This window comes from Reinekea sp. G2M2-21, assembly GCF_015687175.1.
Taxonomy (GTDB): domain Bacteria; phylum Pseudomonadota; class Gammaproteobacteria; order Pseudomonadales; family Natronospirillaceae; genus Reinekea.
Window position 1 is genome coordinate 106,649 of sequence record NZ_JADPQG010000005.1, and the last position, 19,336, is coordinate 125,984.

A 19,336-nucleotide genomic window follows, 5' to 3' on the forward strand; every position below is an offset into this window, starting at 1 on the left:
ACTATGTCTAGACTTAAAGATCTATACAAATCTGAAGTTGTATCCAAGCTTCAAGAAGAGTTCGGATACAAGAACGTAATGGAAGTTCCTCGTATCACCAAGGTTACCTTGAACATGGGTGTTGGTGAGGCGATTGGCGACAAGAAGCAGCTCGAAAGCGCTGTGAAAGACTTAGAAGCGATTGCTGGTCAGAAGATTGTTGTGACCAACGCGCGTAAGTCCGTTGCTGGCTTCAAAATTCGTGAAGGTTGGCCGATCGGTGCCAAGGTTACCCTGCGCAAAGAGCGTATGTGGGAATTCCTGGATCGTTTAGTTGACATCTCACTGCCGCGTGTACGTGACTTTCGTGGTATAAACCCGAAGTCATTCGACGGTCGTGGCAACTACAGCATGGGTGTTAAAGAGCAGATCATCTTCCCTGAAATTGAATATGACAAGGTAGATAAACTGCGTGGTATGGATATTACTATCACTACTACTGCACGCACCAATGATGAAGGCCGCGCTCTGTTGAAAGCGTTGTCCTTCCCGTTCAAAAGCTAAGGGGTAAGGTTCATGGCTAAAGAGAGTATGAAGGCTCGCGAAGCTAAGCGTGCCAAGACTGTAGCTAAGTTCGCAACTAAGCGTGCAAGCTTAAAAGCGATCATCAAAAACCCAAATTCTTCTGATGAAGAAGTTTGGGAAGCACAAATTGCACTGCAAAAGCTTCCAAAAGACGCAAGTCCTGTTAGAATGCAGCGCCGTTGTCAGGTGACGGGTCGTCCACACGCGGTTTACCGTAAGTTTGGGCTATCTCGTAACATGCTTCGTGAACAAGCCATGTTGGGCAATGTTCCGGGGCTTAAAAAAGCAAGTTGGTAAGCTAAACGGTCTGGGCTGGGGGTTTTCGAACTCCCGGCTACCGCGTTTCGCTGTACAAAGAGGTTATATTTCACATGAGTATGCAAGATACGCTTGCGGATATGTTCACGCGTATTCGTAACGCACAGCGTTCCGGCCATGCTGCAGTCGCTCTGCCTTCTTCTAAGCAGAAGGTCGCGGTTGCTGAAGTATTGAAATCTGAAGGTTTTATTTCTGGATTCGCTGTTGAAGGCGATGTAAAGAAAGTAATGACCATCGATTTGAAATATTTCGAAGGTAAGCCGGTTATCGAATCTATTAAACGAATCTCCCGTCCTGGACTGCGTCAATACCGCGGTGCACAGGATCTGCCTAAGGTATCAGGTGGTTTGGGCGTTGCAATTGTCTCTACTTCTAAAGGCGTCATGACTGATCGCGCAGCTCGTTCTGCTGGTATCGGTGGTGAAGTACTTTGTGAAGTATTCTAAGGAGAAATAGCAATGTCTCGAATAGCAAAATCTCCTGTCGCAATCCCTGCTGGTGTTGAAGTTAAGTTGGACGCGGATTCAATCACTGTTAAAGGTGGCAAAACCACCCTTACTCAGGCTCTTCACGCTTCTGTTGAAATTAAGCAGGAAGGTGATGCGTTAACGTTTGCACCACGTGACGGCGGTAAAATCGCCCACGCAATGTCAGGTACAATGCGCGCGTTGGTAAATAATATGGTCGTAGGTGTTACTGCTGGTTTTGAAAAGAAGCTGCAGTTGAACGGTGTTGGTTATCGTGCGAAAGCCGAAGGCAAGTCCGTCAATTTGACACTCGGCTTTTCACACCCGGTAGACTATGCGTTACCAGAAGGCGTGACTGCAGAAACCCCAAGTAACACTGAAATCGTACTGAAAAGTGCCGACAAGCAGTTGTTGGGTCAAGCAGCGGCTGAAATTCGCGCATTCCGTCCGCCAGAGCCATATAAAGGCAAGGGTGTCCGTTACGCTGACGAATACGTTCGTCGTAAAGAAGCTAAGAAAAAGTAAGGGCATAGGTTATGAGCGAAAAGAAAATTTCCCGTATACGCCGTGCTCGCCGCAGTCGTGTAAAAATCAGCGAATTAGGTGTCAACCGTTTGTGCGTTTCACGTTCAAACCAGCACATCTACGCGCAGATTATTGCTCCGAACGGTTCCCAAGTTGTCGCAAGCGCGTCAACCTTGGACGAATCTATCCGTTCTGGCGCAACTGGCAATACAGAAGCAGCAGCGAAAGTTGGTGGTCTGATTGCTGAGCGTGCGAAAGCAGCAGGTGTAGAAGAAGTGGCTTTTGATCGATCTGGTTTCAAATACCATGGTCGAATTAAAGCTTTGGCAGACGCGGCCCGTGAAGGCGGCCTGAAATTCTAAGGTGTGAATGATGGCGAATAATGATCAAGTTCAAGCTGGCGGCGATCTGCAAGAAAAGTTAGTACAGGTTAACCGTGTAGCAAAAGTTGTTAAGGGTGGTCGAATCTTCGGTTTCACAGCCTTGACTGTTGTTGGTGATGGTAATGGGAAAGTTGGCTTCGGTCGTGGTAAAGCGAAAGAAGTACCTGTTGCAATCCAGAAAGCTATGGATTCTGCTCGCAGAAACATGGTTGAAGTGAACATTGTGGACGGCACGTTGCAGTACCCTGTAACCGCACGTCACGGTGGTTCTAAGGTGTACATGCAGCCTGCTTCTGAAGGTACAGGTGTTATTGCCGGTGGTGCAATGCGTGCTGTATTGGAAGTTGCTGGTGTTCACAACATCTTAGCGAAATGTTATGGCTCTACTAACCCGGCTAACGTTGTTCGTGCAACGGTTAAGGGTCTGAGTCTGATGCGTTCACCCGAAGACATCGCTGCGAAACGTGGCCTGTCTGTTGAAAAGATTCTGGGGTAAACCATGGCTAAGAAGACAGTAAAAGTTCAGTTGTTCAAGAGCCCGATTGGTACACAACCTAAGCACCGCATGTCGGTTAAAGGCTTGGGTTTGACCAAAATCAACCAGGTTCGCGAACTCGAAGATACTCCCGCGGTTCGCGGTATGATCAACAAAGTGAACTATATGGTTCGCGTCGTTGAGGAGTAAAACGATGTTTTTGAATACAATTAGCCCAGCTGACGGTGCAAAAACAGCATCCAAGCGAGTTGGTCGTGGTATCGGTTCTGGTCTTGGTAAGACTGGTGGTCGAGGTCACAAAGGTTTGAAATCGCGTTCAGGCGGTTCAGTTAAGCCGGGTTTTGAAGGCGGCCAGATGCCATTGCAGCGTCGTTTGCCTAAGTTTGGTTTTAACTCTCGTCAAGCTCAATATGTAGCTGAAATTCGCTTAAACGAATTGGCGCTGGTAGAAGGTGATGTGGTAGATCTCGAAGCTCTGAAAAAGGCCGATGTTATCGGTGAAAAAATTCAGCGCGCTCGAGTGATCCTTTCTGGTGAAATTAAGTCTGCGGTTACCGTAAAAGGCTTAAAAGTCACTAAAGGTGCGAAAGCGGCCATTGAAGCAGCAGGCGGCAAAGTAGAGGAATAATCTCGAATGACCACACAAGGACTACCGTCAGGAATCAGTGGTAGCGGTTTGAGCGAGCTTTGGGCTCGCCTTCGATTTGTGTTGCTGGCATTGCTGGTATACCGGATCGGTGCCCACATCCCGGTTCCTGGAATTAACCCCGAGCAGTTAGCGGCGTTGTTTGACAGTCAGCAAGGGACAATCCTAGACATGGTTAACATGTTCTCAGGTGGTTCTCTTGAGCGTATGAGTATTTTTGCACTGGGCATTATGCCGTATATCAGTTCATCAATTATCATGCAGTTGTTGACCATCGTTAGCCCACAGCTGGAACAGTTGAAGAAAGATGGTGAAGCTGGGCGTCGTAAGATGTCACAGTACACCCGTTATCTGACATTGATTCTTGCGCTCGTACAGTCGTTTGCTATTTCAGCGGGTCTGGCGAGTCAGGGTATCGCGTTCTCTGCGACGTTCACTTTCTACTTTGTAGCCGTCGTCACTTTCACCACTGGAACCATGTTCCTGATGTGGTTAGGGGAGCAGATTACAGAGCGTGGTATTGGTAATGGTATCTCCTTGTTGATCTTTGCCGGTATTGTGGCTGGAATTCCAGGTGCAATCGGTAAAAGCTTCGAGTCTGCTCGTTTAGGTGATCTGAACATTATTACACTGTTAGTCGTCGGTATTTTTGCCGTGGCTGTGGTTGCTTTCGTCGTCTTTATTGAGCGGGGACAGCGTCGCATCACGATCAATTACGCCAAGCGTCAGCAGGGTCGTAAAGTGTTTCAGGCACAAAGCAGTCATTTGCCTCTTAAGGTAAACATGGCTGGTGTGATTCCACCAATTTTTGCATCCAGTATCTTGCTGTTTCCAGCATCACTGGGTAATTGGTTTGGACAAAAAGAAGGTATGGAATGGCTGCAAGACCTGGCGATCATCTTAGGTCCGAATCAGCCGCTTTATTTGGTATTGTTTGCAGTAGCGGTTGTTTTCTTCTGTTACTTCTATACCGCAGTTACCTTTAATCCTAAAGATGTTGCTGAAAATCTGAAGCGTTCCGGCGCCTTCATTCCTGGCATTCGCCCGGGTGAGCAGACTTCACGTTACATCGATGGGGTTTCAGCGCGACTAACTTTCTTTGGTGCTTTGTATATCACTCTTGTGTCCTTATTGCCTCAGGGCTTGATCATAGCAGCAAACGTTCCGTTCTATTTGGGCGGTACCTCACTGTTGATCGTAGTGGTCGTTGTAATGGACTTCATGGCGCAAGTACAAAGTCACTTGATGTCACATCAGTATTCATCGCTGATGAAGAAGGCAAACCTGAAATCAACCGGCGGCCTTTTTTAAAGGCTCGGTAACTGGAGTTAAGCATGAAAGTACGTGCATCCGTAAAGAAGATCTGCCGTAACTGCAAGATTATTCGCCGCAACGGTTCTGTGCGTGTGATCTGTTCTGATCCTAAGCACAAACAGCGTCAAGGGTAATTTGCAATTACTTGGATAGCGCTTGCTTTTTTAAAGAGCTAACGCTATCCTTTCGCGCCCTCATATTCTGAGGGGAAGCATATTAGTAGGGCATCCCGCCCTACTAATTTTATTTAATAGACGGAGTAAGTTGAATGGCCCGTATAGCAGGCGTCAATATACCTGACAATAAGCATGCGGTGATTTCCCTGACCTATATCTTTGGTATTGGTCGCACCCGTGCTAATGACATCTGTAAGTCTGTTGGTATTGAACCAACAACTAAAGTGTCTAGTCTCGATGAAGCTAAGCTTGACGAGATCCGCGCTGCGGTAGGTGAATTCACTGTTGAAGGTGATTTGCGCCGAGACGTTCAGATGAATATTAAGCGCTTGATGGATTTGGGTTGTAACCGTGGTATTCGACATCGTCGTAACCTGCCCGTTCGCGGTCAGAACACGAAGAATAACGCACGCACCCGTAAAGGTCCTAAAAAGCCGATCAAACGTTAAGTTTGATTTGACAAAATTATTTACATAGGAAATCGAAGATGGCAAAGCCAGGTACGAAGGCACGAAAGAAGGTGAAAAAGCAAGTAGCGGATGGCATTGCGCACATCCATGCTTCTTTTAATAACACCATCGTGACCATCACGGACCGCCAAGGCAATACCCTGAGTTGGGCAACTGCTGGTGGCTCCGGTTTCCGTGGATCGCGAAAGAGCACTCCATTTGCAGCACAGGTCGCCGCTGAGCGAGCCGGTACTGCTGCACAGGAATATGGTCTTAAGAATCTGGATGTGGAAGTAAAAGGTCCAGGTCCAGGTCGTGAATCTGCGGTACGAGCATTAAACGCGGTGGGATACCGCATCAGTAATATTACTGATGTGACACCGATTCCCCATAACGGATGTCGCCCGCCTAAAAAGCGTCGCGTTTAATTAAGGAGACAGAGATTAATGGCACGTTATATTGGTCCTAAGTGTAAGCTGTCTCGTCGTGAAGGCACAGATTTGTTCCTGAAAAGTGGTGTTCGGGCACTTGATTCAAAGTGTAAGCTCGAAACCCAACCAGGTGTTCACGGTGCACGTCGTGGTCGGTTGTCCGACTATGGTGTTCAGCTTCGCGAAAAGCAGAAAGTACGTCGTATTTATGGAGTTCTTGAGAAGCAATTCCGTAATTACTACACAGAAGCAGCTCGAATCAAAGGTGCAACAGGTGAGAACTTGTTACAGCTGTTAGAGCAGCGTTTAGATAATGTTGTTTATCGAATGGGCTTTGGTGTAACTCGCGCGGAATCGCGTCAGTTAGTATCGCACAAGGCAATTTTGGTGAATGGCCAAACGGTAAACATTCCGTCATACCAAGTTAAGCCTGGTGATGTGGTGTCTGTACGTGAAAAGTCCGCTAATCAGTTGCGTATTAAGAACGCTCTGGATGTTGCGAGTTCACGCTCACCTGTTGCATGGGTTGAAGTTGATGCGAAGAAGCTGGAAGGTAAGTTTAACTCTGTACCTGAGCGTTCTGATCTGTCGCAAGACATCAACGAAAACTTGATTGTGGAATTGTACTCTAAGTAATCTCACTGCAAATAGGGGCATCTATGCAGCGTTCAGCTACCGACTTTTTGACACCACGTCATATCGATGTGCAGGAAGTAAATGCAAACCGTGCCAAAATCACTCTCGAACCATTAGAGCGTGGGTTTGGTCATACATTAGGTAATGCGTTACGTCGTATTCTGCTGTCGTCTATGCCAGGCGCAGCGATCACCGAAGTTGAAATCGACGGTGTTTTACATGAATACAGCACAATCGAAGGCGTTCAGGAAGACGTTCAGGAAATCCTGCTCAACCTGAAAGACGTTGCTGTTAAGCTTCACGATCGTGAAGAATGCACATTGACGTTGAAAAAGTCAGGTGCAGGCACGTTAACCGCCGGTGACATCCAGCTGGATCACGGTGTCGAAGTTGCGAATCCTGATCACGTAATTGCGCACATGGGCAGCAATGCTAATGTCAGTATGACATTGAAAGTATCTGTTGGCCGCGGTTATGTTCCGGCAGAAGCCCGCAGCAGCGAAGAAGACGAGAGTAAACCAATTGGTCGCTTGCAGTTAGATGCAACGTTCAGCCCTGTTGTTCGTGTTGCCTACGCCGTCGAAAGTGCGCGTGTAGAGCAGCGTACGGACCTGGATAAACTGGTCATTGAACTGGAAACTAACGGTACGATAGATCCAGAAGAAGCGATTCGTCGCTCTGCCACTATTCTGCAGCAGCAGGTAGCGGCATTCGTTGACCTTGACCACCAAGCAGAAGCGGTTCAAGAGAAGGAAGAAGATAAGATTGATCCAATCTTATTGCGTCCTGTTGATGATCTTGAATTGACCGTACGTAGTGCGAACTGTCTGAAGGCAGAGAACATCTACTACATTGGTGATCTGATCCAGCGTACAGAAGTTGAATTGTTGAAGACTCCTAACTTAGGTAAGAAGTCTCTGACTGAAATTAAAGATGTGTTGGCATCTAAAGGTTTGTCTCTGGGAATGGTCCTGGAAGCATGGCCGCCTGCAAGTTTAAAGAATGACGATAAGGTACTCGCGTAACCTTTAGTCTGGCTGGTAAGGAATGTAGAAATGCGTCATCGTAAAAGTGGTCGTCACTTTAACCGCACCAGTGCTCACCGAAAGGCAATGTTGCAAAACATGGCTAACAGCTTGTTCGAGCACGAAGTGATTAAAACGACCTTGCCAAAGGCAAAAGAATTGCGTCGCGTTGCAGAACCATTGATTACATTAGCAAAAGAAGATTCTGTTGCTAACCGTCGATTGGCTTTTGACCGCACACGTTCTAAAGAGTCTGTTGGTAAGTTGTTCAACGAATTAGGTCCTCGCTATCAGGGTCGTCCTGGTGGTTACATGCGTGTACTGAAGTGCGGTTTCCGCGCTGGTGACAGTGCACCAATGGCTATCGTTGAGTTAGTTGATCGTCCGGTTACTGAAGAAACTTCAGAAGATTAATCGAACGGTTTGCTTTAAAGAACCCGACCTTGTGTCGGGTTTTTTGCGTTTGCAGGGAATTGAACATGGAAGCCTTAGTCGAAATAGTAGAACAACATTTGGGATTGAACGTAGATACGTTGCTACCGGTGACAGAATCCTTCTCTTCGTCAGTGTTGCATTTTATGTCCGGCGGGAAACCCTACGTCATGAAAAAGCTCTTCACGTCTGCGAAAGCGGTGCGAGAGGCGCATTGGCTTACAATCCACAGTGATAATCACTTAACCCCGAACTTGATTGAAGTAGATACCGAACAGGGTTGGATCTTAATTGAAGCGCGACCTGGGCGTGTTATTCAGTCAGTCGAAGATCTGGACGATTCCCAGGCGGCTCAAATAGGTCAGGCAGTGGCCAGTTTGCATACTAAGCCTGCGGATAATTTCGACTGCTTTGGCAGTTGGCATGAGCTGCTGTTTGGAAATATGGAAAGGTACGCTGGTTATCTGGATGGCGAAGACCTGGACCTCGCCAAGCTTGCCTTGCGTCGGTTCAACGACAATTTGCGCCAGATACCGGATTCAACTCAGGCCGTAACCGTACATTTTGATCTTCGACCTGGAAATATCTTGCAAGAGGGTAGGGAGATTACCGGTATTATCGACCTGGAATCTATGCGCGGAGGGCACCCTTCGATGGATTTTTTCAAGCTGTGGGATGAAGTCTGGACGCTGCGTCCGGAGCTTATGCAGCCGATGCTGGATGGCTACGGCAGTACGTTGCCCGAGGTGGAAGATTGGCCTTCGCTGATGAAGCTATACCGAGCCTACCATGGCCTAGGTGGGTTGGCTTGGTGCGCACAGAGGAACCAACTGGACAGTCCATTTGCAGTAAAAAACCGTGAGTTTATCCTCGGCTAACCATCCGCTGTTCAAAATTGAGCCTGCAGAAAGTAAAAAAAAAGCCAGCGCAATGCTGGCTTTTTGTGTTTAGAGGATTGCTTATGCAAACATACCTTTAAACATGAAGAAGAACAGAATCGATAAAATAGCACCCGCCGGTAAAGTGATAATCCAGCTGGACACAATATTGCCAATAACACGTAAATTAAGTGCTGAGATACCGCGGGCTAAACCAACACCCAATACCGCACCAACCAGTGTGTGTGTCGTAGAGACGGGTAAACCGGTACCAGAGGCGATTACTACCGTGGTGGCGGCCGCCAGTTCAGCAGCGAAACCGCGGCTTGGTGTTAATTCAGTGATCTTCTTACCAATGGTGCCCATTACCTTGTAGCCGAATGTGGCCAGACCTACAACGATACCGGCCCCGCCCAACAGCAGAATCCATCCTGGCAGTGCGCTTTTCGCGAGAATTTCGCCGTTATGCTGAATGGTGCTGACAACAGCCGCCAAAGGCCCAATAGCGTTGGCGACGTCGTTGGAACCATGAGCAAAGGCCATGGCGCACGCAGTGAAGACCATTAGGATAGCAAATACTTTCTCCACCGACGCGAAGCGGAAATTCTTGTCGGCTTTTTCATCGACTTTTACCCGGGACAGAATAGCCGCACCAATAGCCATCACAACCAAACCAATCAAGAAAGACAATCCGGTTGCCTGTAGGAATGTTACGTGCAAACCAACATGTTTCAGGCCTTTCAGCATGGTAACCATGGCGATCATAAAGCCAACCAGGAACATGTATACCGGGACGTAGCGTTTGGCGTTGGCGAACGGATCATCAGTATTCAGGATAAAACGATAAACGCTGCGGAAAATGAAGAATGCCAGCATGCCGGACAGAACAGGAGACACAACCCAGCTCATGACGATAGACGTCACTTTGGCCCACTTAACCGCTTCGACGCCAATACCAACGGCAGCGAAACCAACAATAGCACCCACAATTGAGTGTGTGGTCGAAACCGGCCAACCTTTCCAGGATGCCACCGCCAGCCAAATGCCCGCAGCCAGTAGGGCGGACATCATGCCGAAGACCATCAATTCAGGTTGGTCCGAAAACACCGCTGGGTCCACAATGCCCTTACGGATGGTTCCTGTCACTTCACCACCGGCCAGATAGGCGCCGGCAAATTCGAAAATCATGGCAATGAAAATTGCCTGTTTGATGGTCAACGCTTTGGAGCCGACAGACGTACCCATAGCATTGGCTACGTCATTCGCACCAACACCCCAGGCCATTAGAAAGCCGAACAGGCAGGCCAGAATGATTAACAGCTGCCCATATTCGCCAATGACAGACATAAAAGTATCCTCATTTAAAACTTCGTTTGAGTTTCTGACCTGAATTAACGAGCGATCAGAATTTGCAGGCGAGAACCTACGCGTTGAGAAACATCGGCCAAATCACCAACCTGCTCGATCACCTTGTATAAAAACATCATGTCGAGTGGTGGGTGGTTCTGCTCAATGTCACGCAGTGCGCGGCGCATTTTGATTTCGAACTCGTCAGTCTTGTGTTCTTGAGCGTCCAGTTTGCTTAACAGGGAACCCACGAAATCTACTTCTTTGCTGCCAAAGCCTGTTTCGTAGAGTTCGTCCAGCTCTGCTAGCGCGTCTTTAGCGCGTTTAGAGGTGCTGATTGCGGCTTTCAGGTACTTCATCATCAGTTCCTGAACTTCAGCGGGAATCTTCATTTCACGGCCAACCATAATGCCGGAGATGTCTTTCGCTCGGTTAGCTATTCGGTCTTGCATGCTGAGCAGTTCTAATAAATCTGAACGTGGGACCGGCATGAACAGGCTGTTTGGGAGATGTGCGCGGATGTCTTTTTTCAGCGCATCGGCTTCGGATTCCAGCCGGGTAATCTCTTTACGAACCTCTGCGGCTTTGTCGTAATCACCGGCAATCGCGGCCTCGAAGAAGGGGATCAGCTCTTTGGTGCAGGCGTGTGCCTTGCTGATGTGCTCTTGCATTGGTTTAACCGGAGAACGGCCAAACAACTGTGACAATGGACTTACGGACATAAGCAGTACCTTATCGGTTTAAGCTAAAGTGTGCCGCATTATAGTGATCTCACTGCGTATTAAAACTCTAGCATTACAAAAATATGACAATTGATCCGACTATCTAAGCCAGATCAATCGTCGATATCGTTCTCGCTTGCTATTTCGTTTCTTTATTTCCGGCGAAGACCACCACCACCCGATCTGTGTTCAACACACGGCTGAACGCATATGGCGAGTCGGACATTTTGGCGTGTTGACCAGCGCCCACCGCGTTATGCCGCGCTCTGAACTGGCCAATCTTCTGCCAATGCCGTAAAAGATCCGCCCGGTCTTGTTTAATGTCATTCCAGTTCATGTCGGAGCGGGTGCCCTGATGGAAATCGTCGCCGTATGGGCCGAGGTCACGGCCGGTTTCATCGCCGTAGTAAATCTGTACGCCACCGGGTAGCAGCAAGAAAGGCGCCGCGATGCGCTTTTGCAACGTCAGGTTCTGGTATTTGGCGTAAAACAGAGTTGTATCATGGCTGGATATGTACGTCAGGCCGTTAAATTCGTTGTCACTGTTAATGTCTGCAGCATAAGAAGCGAAGGTTTCCTCCATGTCGCTCATGCACAGCCCCAGTTCATGCGCTTTGTCCTGAAATTCAAAGTTGATCAGGCTGTCGAAACCGTAGTCGTAGTAATAGTCTTTAAACAATGGGTGATCGAACACTTCACCCACCATCCAAAACGGTTCGTCATCTAAGGCGGGATTCGGGTTCTTTGCTTTCCATTCGGCCAGCGCTTCTGTTGCCGCTGTTTTCAGGGTGTCCCAATGTTCCAGTTCAACATGTTTGGCGGTATCACTGCGGAAGCCATCAATACCAAAATCCCGGATCCAGCGGGTTTGCCAGTCTATCAAGTGCTGTACGACTGCTTGTTCCGTATCTTGGGCATTCGTATCTGCTTTAGCTTTCAAAATGGGCGGCAAACCGACTTTGACCGTTGATTCTGTTTTGTAATCCGGCAAGCCTGCCAGCGCCATGGTGATGTCGTCAGCGCCAGGCTGCGTATAACTGGGGAAAGTCCCGCGAATCCAGTCCGCGCTCCACCAATCGCGGTTCCAGTTTTGGCTGTTGTAATCAATAGCATCGTGGAAGCTGTGCCAGTTTTCACCGGCAGCTGGCTGCCAACTGTTATCGATGAGCCGATCCGACTTGAACACGTCGACGTTATAGTCGACCAGGTCTTGTCCGGTGGCGTAGCCCGCGTGGTTGATGACGGTATCCCAGACCAGGCGAATGCCGCGTTTGTGCGCTTCACGTACCAGTTCGCGCAGGTCTTCATCGGTACCAAAATTTGGATCCAGCTTGGTGTAGTCCAGTGCCCAATAACCGTGGTAGCTGTAAAACGGAAACTCCCCTTTGCTGCCGCCGCCGACAAAACCATGCACCTGTTCCACTAAGGGTGTCATCCAGATCGCGTTCGCGCCCAGCTCTTTTATGTAATCCAACTTGGCGGTAATGCCTTTGATATCGCCCCCGTGGAAGGTGCCGATTTCGTCTTTGCTATCCTTTCGCCGACCAAAGGCGTGGTCATTGCTCGGGTCACCGTTATAAAACCGGTCGGTCATGATGAAATAGACCGTCAGGTTATCCCAACTGAAGTCAGAGGGCTGATGATTAGCTGCTTCCAGCAACAGTAAGCCATTACTTTCAGGAGCCGGTTGCAACGTTACCTTTCCTTGTTCGACCAGCGCCAGGTGGCCAGAATAGTAATCTCGGACTGTTTCACCATTGTTAAACACCGAACTCACATCCACCGTGACCGGCTCACCGTTCCAAACCTGACATTGGGTGGCGGGCAGGGGGCGTGAAAAGGTCTGAGCTTGGGTTTGCTTGGGCAACAGTTTTAAGGTGATTTCATCCTGGTCCGCATTCAGCGTGAAACGAATATCGCCGGCTACGCGAACCTTCAGTTCGAACGGTTGATCTGCACAGGCGGCCAGTGGTAAAGCTTTGTTGAAGCGAACCGATTGGTCGGGCTCGGCACCCAACGGGAACGGGCACTGTTCGCCGGAATTGATGTAAAAGCGGTAACTACCTTTGGCTAATGCTGCGTCCACAGTTAGGCTGGATGAGTCAAACGGAAGATTACGGATATTGGCGTCGCTGCCGTCGTCGTTGACGTCGCTGACAACCAACGTAGGCGCGGCGAACACCGTGCCAAACCACGACAGCGCAACAAGAGTCGCTAAAGATGAAAATCGGCGCATAGTTTTATCTCTGATTCAGATTATGCGTTGCAGGGTAGCGACTTTTGAACCAACCGGGCAGGTTGGTTCGGTGTGGGTTGGAACAAAGTTTGTTGCTGCCGAAAGACTATCACCCCTGAACTTGGATAGGCTAGGGGCAAAACAAGTGGGTCAGTTGGAGGCAACCAGCTTGGCTTTGGGTTCCATCGAACGAATACGGCGGTTTTCATCAATAGCCACGTAGACGAACTCAGCTTCGGTGACCTTTTGCCGTTCTTCATCTTCCGGCATACGGCTCCACACTTCGACCATGATTCGAACGGAAGATCGGCCCATAGCGATGACGTGGGTATAGCAACAAACAACAGAACCGACCTTGATCGGGCGAATAAAACTCATATCGCCGATGGCCATCGTCGCAGTACGACCTTTTGCAACCTTGTTGGCGACAATACTGGCTGCCGAGTCCATCTGAGTGACCAGCCAACCACCGGAGATATCGCCGATTGGGTTAGCGTCGGCTGGTTTGGCCAATACGCGTAATTGCAGGGAACCACGGGGTTCCGGGTTTGATTCATCTAATTTTTTCATGGCGTCTAGTCTTATTATGTGAGCTGGTTGTTGTTTTTTTGCGCATTATAACGATCAAGCCTGCCCTTGCCCATGCTTAGAACCCCCTTCTTCCGCTTAATGTCCAATATTTAAAGAAATATGACGGTTGTAATAATTCTGTCATGTTTAATTCATACGATTGTCACATTAACGGTCTACGATGCGTTCCGAGTTAAGGCTCAGACCTATAAAAAAATTGGAGGAATTCCTGTGAAGAAGACTGTATTTGCTGCCATTTTTGCGACTGCTGCTGCTATCGCTGCAGTACCGGCACAAGCTCGAGATCAAATTAACATTGTGGGTTCATCCACGGTTTACCCGTTTGCTACTGTTGTTGCTGAGCGTTTCGGCCGCGCATCTGGTAACCCAACACCAACCATCGAATCAACCGGTTCTGGCGGTGGTTTGAAACTGTTCTGTGAAGGTGTTGGTGAAAACACTCCAGACATTACCAACTCTTCAAGCTACATCAAACAATCTCAGTACGACGACTGTGCTGAAAAAGGCATCGACATCATCGAAGTGAAAATCGGTTATGACGGCATCGCGTTTGCAAACAGCAAAGCCGGCCAGAAAATCGATGTGACTCAAAAAGAACTGTTCTTGGCTCTGGCGGCTCACGTTCCTGGCGAGAAAGAAGGCGAGCTGATTGCTAACCCATACGAAACCTGGAATCAGATCAATGCTAAGCTGCCTGCTGTGAAAATCCGTGTTCTTGGCCCACCGCCAACATCGGGTACGCGTGCAGCGTTTGTTGAACTGGTTATGCAGAAAGGCTGTGCCAAGTTCGATTGGATCAAAGACCTGAAGAAAACAGACAAAGCCAAGTACGGCGAAATTTGCGACTCTATGCGTGAAGATGGCGCGTTCGTTGAAGCGGGTGAAAACGATAACCTGATCGTTCAAAAGTTAGAAGCAGATTCCAGCGCGTTCGGTATATTCGGTTACTCATTCCTGGATCAGAACAGCGACAAGCTGCAAGGTGCTTCTTTCGCCGGTGTTGACATCACATTCGAGAACATCGCAGACGGTTCTTACCCAGTATCACGCCCGTTGCACTTCTTTGTTAAGAAGCAACACATTGGCGTGATCCCAGGTATTCTGGACTTCGTGAACACCTTCTTGAGCGATGCCGCGCAGAGCGAAGACGGTTACCTGGCTGAGAAAGGTCTGATCCCATTGAGTGGTGACGAACTGAAAGCCATGCGCGCTTCTGTGAATGCTCAGAAAGTTATGAAAATGTAAGGCTAGCTCTGCTAGCATGACCAGGGGCCAGGTTTTTAATCTGGCTCTTTTTTTGGTTTATACGCCGCACGAATTTCGCGGCGATTGTTGTTAAGAGGAACCAGCATGACGTCATCGTCCCTGTTTTTACTGCTCGTTCTGATTGTTGCAGTCAGCTATTTTTTTGGCCGCAAACGATCGGAAGTCGTCGCCCAGTCAGTCGGCGGGATTAGGCACCTGCATTCGTTACCAAATTATTATGGTCTTATGGCAGCAGTGTGGGCTGGTGTGCCTGGGTTGGTGATTCTCAGTTTGTGGGTTGCGTTTGAAACCACCGTGATGCAGGGCATTGTTTTTTCCGGCCTGCCGGATCATTTGAAAACGTTGACCGGTCCGCAGGTTAATCTATTTTGGTCGGAAGTGTACAACCTTCGCTCCGGCGCGATTTCAGCACCGTCAGACCCGGCCTTGCTCGACGCAATGGCGCACATCACCACCTTGGAGCAGCAGAGTAAAATCGGCAAAGCCGTTATGGTGATAGCGCTGTCTGTATTAGGCGGTGGCATTGGCTGGTCTTTAATTCGTCCTACCCAGAAAGCCCGTAACCAATTTGAAGTGGTGTTGCGTACCCTGTTGATGCTCAGCTCCATGATCGCCATATTCACTACGGTCGGCATTCTGTTTTCTGTTTTATTTGAATCGGTACGCTTCTTCCGTGAAGTACCGATCACCGAATTTATGTTTGGCACTAAATGGAGCCCGCAAGTCGCGATAAACGCCGAAGTAGCGGGTTCTTCTGGTGCCTTTGGCGCAGTGCCATTGTTCGTGGGCACGCTGATGATCGCCAGTATCGCGTTGATCATCGCCGTACCGATTGGTTTGATGACCGCTGTGTATCTGGTGGAATACGCCAGCCGCCGTGTGCGCAACATTATTAAACCCTTACTGGAAGTACTTGCAGGTATTCCTACCGTTGTTTACGGCTTCTTCGCCGCCTTAACCATGGCGCCGCAATTAAAAACTTTTTTTGAAGACGTTGGCGTTAACGGCGTCTCGTCTGAATCTGCTTTGGCCGCTGGCCTGGTGATGGGCATCATGATTATCCCATTCGTGTCTTCCCTGGCCGACGACGTGATTAACGCCGTGCCCAATTCGCTGCGCGATGGCTCCTACGGTTTGGGCGCGACCCGCAGTGAAACCATCAAGCAGGTCGTCTTTCCCGCGGCATTGCCCGGTATTGTGGGTGGTGTTTTGTTGGCCGCGTCACGCGCTATTGGTGAAACCATGATTGTGGTGATGGCCGCCGGTTTGGCCGCCAACCTCACCGCCAACCCATTGGAGGCCGTGACCACCGTCACCGTACAGATTGCGACCTTGCTGGTGGGTGACCAAGAGTTTGACAGTGCGAAAACGCTGTCTGCCTTCGCATTAGGACTGATGTTATTTTTCACAACGCTGTTGTTAAACATTGTTGCATTGGCGGTTGTTAAGAGGTTCCGAGAGCAATATGACTGATCAAAATCTGAATGCCATCGAGCGCATGGCAATGGTGAAGCAAGAACGCATGGCCGCAAAACTGGGCAAGCGTTACGCCAAAGAAAAACGCTTTCAGGCGTACGGTATTGTGTCGATTGTGATCGGCCTGTCGTTTCTGGCCATGTTACTGGGCACTATTTTTACCGCCGGTTTCAGCACCTTTTACGCAACCGAAATTCGTCTGACTGTCACGTACGATCAAGAACTGCTGGGCGTTGCCGACATGAACGACGAATCGCAATTGGCCTTTGCCAACTGGGGCGCGTTGGTGAAAAACGCACTGGCAGAACGGTTCCCGGACGTCAGCGGTCGCTCGGCACGCCGCCAGCTGAATTCGCTGGTATCCAGCGTGGCGGAATACGACCTGAAAGATCGTCTGGAAGCTCACCCGGAACTGTTGGGCACCACGGAAGAGATCTGGCTGATGGCCGACGATGAAATCGACGCCCTGATGAAAAAACAGATCGACCGTGACGCACCAGAAAGCGAGCGTCGGTTGAATGATTTCCAAATCAGCCTTGTCGACTCGTTAATTGAATCCGGCGAACTGAAGACAGCTTTCAACACCACCTTCTTTACCAATGGCGATTCGCGCGAGCCCGAACAAGCGGGTATTCGCGGTGCCATGATCGGTTCGTTCTTTACCCTGTTGGTCACCTTGGTACTGTCGTTCCCGATTGGCGTATCGGCGGCCATTTACCTGGAAGAATTTGCACCGAAGAACCGATTCACCGAAATTATTGAAGTGAACATCAACAACCTCGCTGCGGTACCGTCTATCGTCTTCGGTCTGTTGGGTTTGGCGGTGTTTATCAACGTGTTCCACTTGCCGCGTTCGGCGCCGGTGGTGGGGGGGCTGGTACTGACGCTGATGACGTTACCGACCATTATTATTTCGTCGCGTTCGGCTATTAAAGCCGTGCCGCCGTCCATCCGCGAAGCCGCGTTGGGTTTAGGTGCCTCGCGTGTGCAGATGGTCTTGCACCATGTACTGCCGCTGGCCATGCCTGGCATGCTCACCGGTACTATTATTGGTATGGCACAAGCACTGGGTGAAACCGCCCCGTTGTTGATGATTGGTATGGTCGCCTTTATTGCCGACGTACCCGGTACACCGTTGGACCCGTCCACCGTATTACCGGTGCAGATATTTTTGTGGTCCGACCTGCCGGAGCGCGCCTTTGTCGCGAAAACATCCGGTGCCATTATGGTCTTGCTTGGGTTCCTGGCCATTATGAATTTATTCGCCGTTTTCCTGCGTCGCAAATTCGAGCAACGCTGGTAAACACACGCTAAGAACGGCAAAACGATTTTTAAAGAGGTAATCGCAAGTGAATACATCCGTTAAAGACACCATGGAAAGCACCTTCGCTGGTTGGACAGAAACCGTCGGTAACGCCATGCTCGAAGGTGAAGCGCGTATGTCTACCCGCAACACCGATGTTTTTTATGGTGACAAACAAGCCATCTTCGGTGTGGATCTGGACATTGGCAAAAACGAAGTTCTGGCGATGATCGGCCCATCCGGTTGTGGTAAGTCCACGTTCCTGCGCACACTGAACCGCATGAACGACACCATTGATATCTGCAAAATCAAAGGTGAAATTCTGTTGGATGGCGAAAACATCTACGACAAAAATATGGACGTGGTCAGCCTGCGCGCTCGCGTCGGCATGGTATTCCAAAAGCCAAACCCATTCCCAAAAAGTATTTACGACAACGTCGCCTACGGCCCGCGTATTCATGGCCTGGTGTCGCGTCGCGCGGAACTCGACGAAGTGGTTGAAACCGCTCTGCGCAAAGCCAGTATTTGGGACGAAGTGAAAGACCGGTTGGATCAACCCGCGACCGGCCTCTCCGGTGGTCAGCAACAGCGTTTGTGTATTGCCCGTACCATTGCCGTGTCGCCCGAGGTTATCTTAATGGATGAACCGTGCTCCGCACTGGACCCAATTGCCACCGCGCGTATTGAAGAGTTGATTGCGGAATTGTCCGAGAACTACACCATTGCTATTGTTACCCACAGCATGCAACAGGCCGCCCGTGTGTCGACCCGTACCGCATACTTCCACTTGGGTCGCTTAATTGAAGTGGGTTCTACTGATAAAATTTTCACCGCACCCGACCATAAATTAACAGAAGACTACATTACCGGCCGCTTCGGTTAAGGAGAGATCACATGGAAAAAATGACCTTTGATAAACATACCTCCGCCCAATTCAACGCCGAACTGGAAGGTGCCCGCAAGCACTTAATGGAAATGGGCGGCCTGGTAGAAGAACAGATTGAAGTGGCGTTTAAGTCACTGATTGATGTCGACACCGACCTGGCGGAAAAAGCCATTAAGATGGACAAGAACGTCAACAAAATGGAATTGATGATCGACAAAGAAACCACACAGATTCTGGCCAAGCGTAACCCCGCGGCTTCAGACCTGCGGTTTATTATTTCGGTCACCAAAACCGTGAACGACTTAGAGCGCATTGGCGACGAAGCCGCCAAAATCGCCAAGCAGTCGTTAGAATTGGCGGAATCGGGTTCTGGCCCGCAAGGTTTCGTGGAACTGCGCCACATTGGTGAAAAAGTCCGCCAGATGGTTCAAGGCTCGCTGGACTCGTTCGCCCGTCTGGATGCCGACGCCGCACTGGCCGTTATGCACCAAGACAAAGCCGTCGACCTGGAATACGGAGACGCCATCCGAACGCTGGTGACTAAAATGATGGAAGACCCGCGCACCATTTCCCGCGCGTTATCGGTTATGTGGGCACTGCGTTCGCTGGAACGAATTGGCGACCACGCTCGTAACATCGCCGAATCCGTTATTTACCTGGTAAAAGGCAAAGACGTTCGTCACAAGAAATTAGAAAAAGTGGCTGAACAGCTTCGCAAATAAGCTCAGCTTATTACTGCGTCATCTTCTACTACAGCAGATACAGAACC

25 protein-coding genes are annotated in these 19,336 nt (G+C 49.5%); 21 read left to right on the forward strand and 4 right to left on the reverse strand.

Annotated features, from left to right (window positions below; translation table 11 throughout):
* The first annotated feature begins 3 nt into the window (after nt 1-3).
* From rplE to IYN85_RS17770, 16 genes are all read left to right on the forward strand, one after another.
* Nucleotides 4-543, forward strand: coding sequence for a 50S ribosomal protein L5 (gene rplE / locus IYN85_RS17695; RefSeq protein WP_196160264.1), 540 nt, complete (start codon nt 4-6; stop codon nt 541-543).
* 12 nt (nt 544-555) lie between these two features.
* Nucleotides 556-861, forward strand: coding sequence for a 30S ribosomal protein S14 (rpsN, locus tag IYN85_RS17700; RefSeq protein ID WP_196160265.1), 306 nt, complete (start codon nt 556-558; stop codon nt 859-861).
* A gap of 74 nt (nt 862-935) precedes the next feature.
* Nucleotides 936-1,328 (forward strand): 30S ribosomal protein S8, encoded by a 393-nt coding sequence (gene rpsH / locus IYN85_RS17705; RefSeq protein ID WP_196160266.1) that lies wholly within the window; start codon nt 936-938, stop codon nt 1,326-1,328.
* Between the two features lie 12 nt (nt 1,329-1,340).
* Nucleotides 1,341-1,874 (forward strand): 50S ribosomal protein L6, encoded by a 534-nt coding sequence (gene rplF / locus IYN85_RS17710; protein WP_196160267.1) that lies wholly within the window; start codon nt 1,341-1,343, stop codon nt 1,872-1,874.
* Nucleotides 1,875-1,885: 11 nt separating this feature from the next.
* The gene (rplR, locus tag IYN85_RS17715) at nt 1,886-2,236 is read left to right on the forward strand and encodes a 50S ribosomal protein L18 (protein WP_196160268.1); all 351 of its coding nucleotides are present in this window, start codon (nt 1,886-1,888) and stop codon (nt 2,234-2,236) included.
* Between the two features lie 10 nt (nt 2,237-2,246).
* The gene (gene rpsE / locus IYN85_RS17720) at nt 2,247-2,753 is read left to right on the forward strand and encodes a 30S ribosomal protein S5 (RefSeq protein WP_196160269.1); all 507 of its coding nucleotides are present in this window, start codon (nt 2,247-2,249) and stop codon (nt 2,751-2,753) included.
* 3 nt (nt 2,754-2,756) lie between these two features.
* Nucleotides 2,757-2,942 carry a 50S ribosomal protein L30 gene (gene rpmD, locus IYN85_RS17725; protein WP_196160270.1) on the forward strand — a complete coding sequence of 62 codons (186 nt, stop codon included), beginning with the start codon at nt 2,757-2,759 and terminating at the stop codon, nt 2,940-2,942.
* 4 nt (nt 2,943-2,946) lie between these two features.
* Entirely contained in the window at nt 2,947-3,381 is a 435-nt protein-coding gene (rplO, locus tag IYN85_RS17730; protein WP_196160271.1) for a 50S ribosomal protein L15, read from the forward strand.
* A gap of 6 nt (nt 3,382-3,387) precedes the next feature.
* Nucleotides 3,388-4,710 (forward strand): preprotein translocase subunit SecY, encoded by a 1,323-nt coding sequence (gene secY, locus IYN85_RS17735; protein WP_196160272.1) that lies wholly within the window; start codon nt 3,388-3,390, stop codon nt 4,708-4,710.
* A 23-nt stretch (nt 4,711-4,733) separates the two neighbouring features.
* Complete coding sequence (gene rpmJ, locus IYN85_RS17740; protein WP_008044334.1) at nt 4,734-4,847, forward strand: 50S ribosomal protein L36; 114 nt, start codon at nt 4,734-4,736, stop codon at nt 4,845-4,847.
* Nucleotides 4,848-4,981: 134 nt separating this feature from the next.
* Entirely contained in the window at nt 4,982-5,338 is a 357-nt protein-coding gene (gene rpsM / locus IYN85_RS17745) for a 30S ribosomal protein S13 (RefSeq protein ID WP_196160273.1), read from the forward strand.
* A 38-nt stretch (nt 5,339-5,376) separates the two neighbouring features.
* Nucleotides 5,377-5,766, forward strand: coding sequence for a 30S ribosomal protein S11 (rpsK, locus tag IYN85_RS17750; protein WP_196160274.1), 390 nt, complete (start codon nt 5,377-5,379; stop codon nt 5,764-5,766).
* Nucleotides 5,767-5,784: 18 nt separating this feature from the next.
* A complete protein-coding gene (rpsD, locus tag IYN85_RS17755) occupies nt 5,785-6,405 on the forward strand; it encodes a 30S ribosomal protein S4 (RefSeq protein WP_196160275.1) in 621 nt (206 codons plus the stop codon).
* Between the two features lie 23 nt (nt 6,406-6,428).
* Entirely contained in the window at nt 6,429-7,430 is a 1,002-nt protein-coding gene (rpoA, locus tag IYN85_RS17760; protein WP_196160276.1) for a DNA-directed RNA polymerase subunit alpha, read from the forward strand.
* Between the two features lie 30 nt (nt 7,431-7,460).
* Entirely contained in the window at nt 7,461-7,844 is a 384-nt protein-coding gene (gene rplQ / locus IYN85_RS17765; RefSeq protein WP_196160277.1) for a 50S ribosomal protein L17, read from the forward strand.
* Between the two features lie 65 nt (nt 7,845-7,909).
* Complete coding sequence (locus IYN85_RS17770) at nt 7,910-8,740, forward strand: phosphotransferase enzyme family protein (protein ID WP_196160278.1); 831 nt, start codon at nt 7,910-7,912, stop codon at nt 8,738-8,740.
* 81 nt (nt 8,741-8,821) lie between these two features.
* Here the strand turns inward: IYN85_RS17770 and IYN85_RS17775 are convergent, their stop codons facing one another.
* The 4 genes from IYN85_RS17775 to IYN85_RS17790 form a co-directional block, all read right to left on the reverse strand.
* Complete coding sequence (locus IYN85_RS17775; protein ID WP_196160279.1) at nt 8,822-10,087, reverse strand: inorganic phosphate transporter; 1,266 nt, start codon at nt 10,085-10,087, stop codon at nt 8,822-8,824.
* A gap of 44 nt (nt 10,088-10,131) precedes the next feature.
* Nucleotides 10,132-10,809 (reverse strand): TIGR00153 family protein, encoded by a 678-nt coding sequence (locus IYN85_RS17780; protein WP_196160280.1) that lies wholly within the window; start codon nt 10,807-10,809, stop codon nt 10,132-10,134.
* A gap of 139 nt (nt 10,810-10,948) precedes the next feature.
* Nucleotides 10,949-13,045 (reverse strand): alpha-amylase, encoded by a 2,097-nt coding sequence (locus IYN85_RS17785; RefSeq protein WP_196160281.1) that lies wholly within the window; start codon nt 13,043-13,045, stop codon nt 10,949-10,951.
* A 150-nt stretch (nt 13,046-13,195) separates the two neighbouring features.
* The gene (locus IYN85_RS17790) at nt 13,196-13,615 is read right to left on the reverse strand and encodes an acyl-CoA thioesterase (protein WP_196160282.1); all 420 of its coding nucleotides are present in this window, start codon (nt 13,613-13,615) and stop codon (nt 13,196-13,198) included.
* 231 nt (nt 13,616-13,846) lie between these two features.
* Here IYN85_RS17790 and IYN85_RS17795 point away from each other — a divergent pair, with 231 nt between their 5' ends.
* From IYN85_RS17795 to phoU, 5 genes are all read left to right on the forward strand, one after another.
* On the forward strand, nt 13,847-14,881 hold the full coding sequence (locus IYN85_RS17795) for a substrate-binding domain-containing protein (protein ID WP_370592226.1): 1,035 nt from the start codon (nt 13,847-13,849) through the stop codon (nt 14,879-14,881).
* A gap of 105 nt (nt 14,882-14,986) precedes the next feature.
* A complete protein-coding gene (gene pstC, locus IYN85_RS17800) occupies nt 14,987-16,375 on the forward strand; it encodes a phosphate ABC transporter permease subunit PstC (RefSeq protein ID WP_196160284.1) in 1,389 nt (462 codons plus the stop codon).
* Nucleotides 16,368-17,681 carry a phosphate ABC transporter permease PstA gene (gene pstA / locus IYN85_RS17805; protein ID WP_196160285.1) on the forward strand — a complete coding sequence of 438 codons (1,314 nt, stop codon included), beginning with the start codon at nt 16,368-16,370 and terminating at the stop codon, nt 17,679-17,681. The genes pstC and pstA overlap by 8 nt, the downstream gene beginning before the upstream one ends.
* A 70-nt stretch (nt 17,682-17,751) precedes the next feature.
* On the forward strand, nt 17,752-18,564 hold the full coding sequence (gene pstB / locus IYN85_RS17810) for a phosphate ABC transporter ATP-binding protein PstB (RefSeq protein ID WP_196160526.1): 813 nt from the start codon (nt 17,752-17,754) through the stop codon (nt 18,562-18,564).
* A gap of 11 nt (nt 18,565-18,575) precedes the next feature.
* Nucleotides 18,576-19,289: a phosphate signaling complex protein PhoU gene (phoU, locus tag IYN85_RS17815; RefSeq protein WP_196160286.1), complete on the forward strand. Its 714-nt coding sequence runs from the start codon at nt 18,576-18,578 to the stop codon at nt 19,287-19,289.
* Nucleotides 19,290-19,336 lie beyond the last annotated feature (47 nt).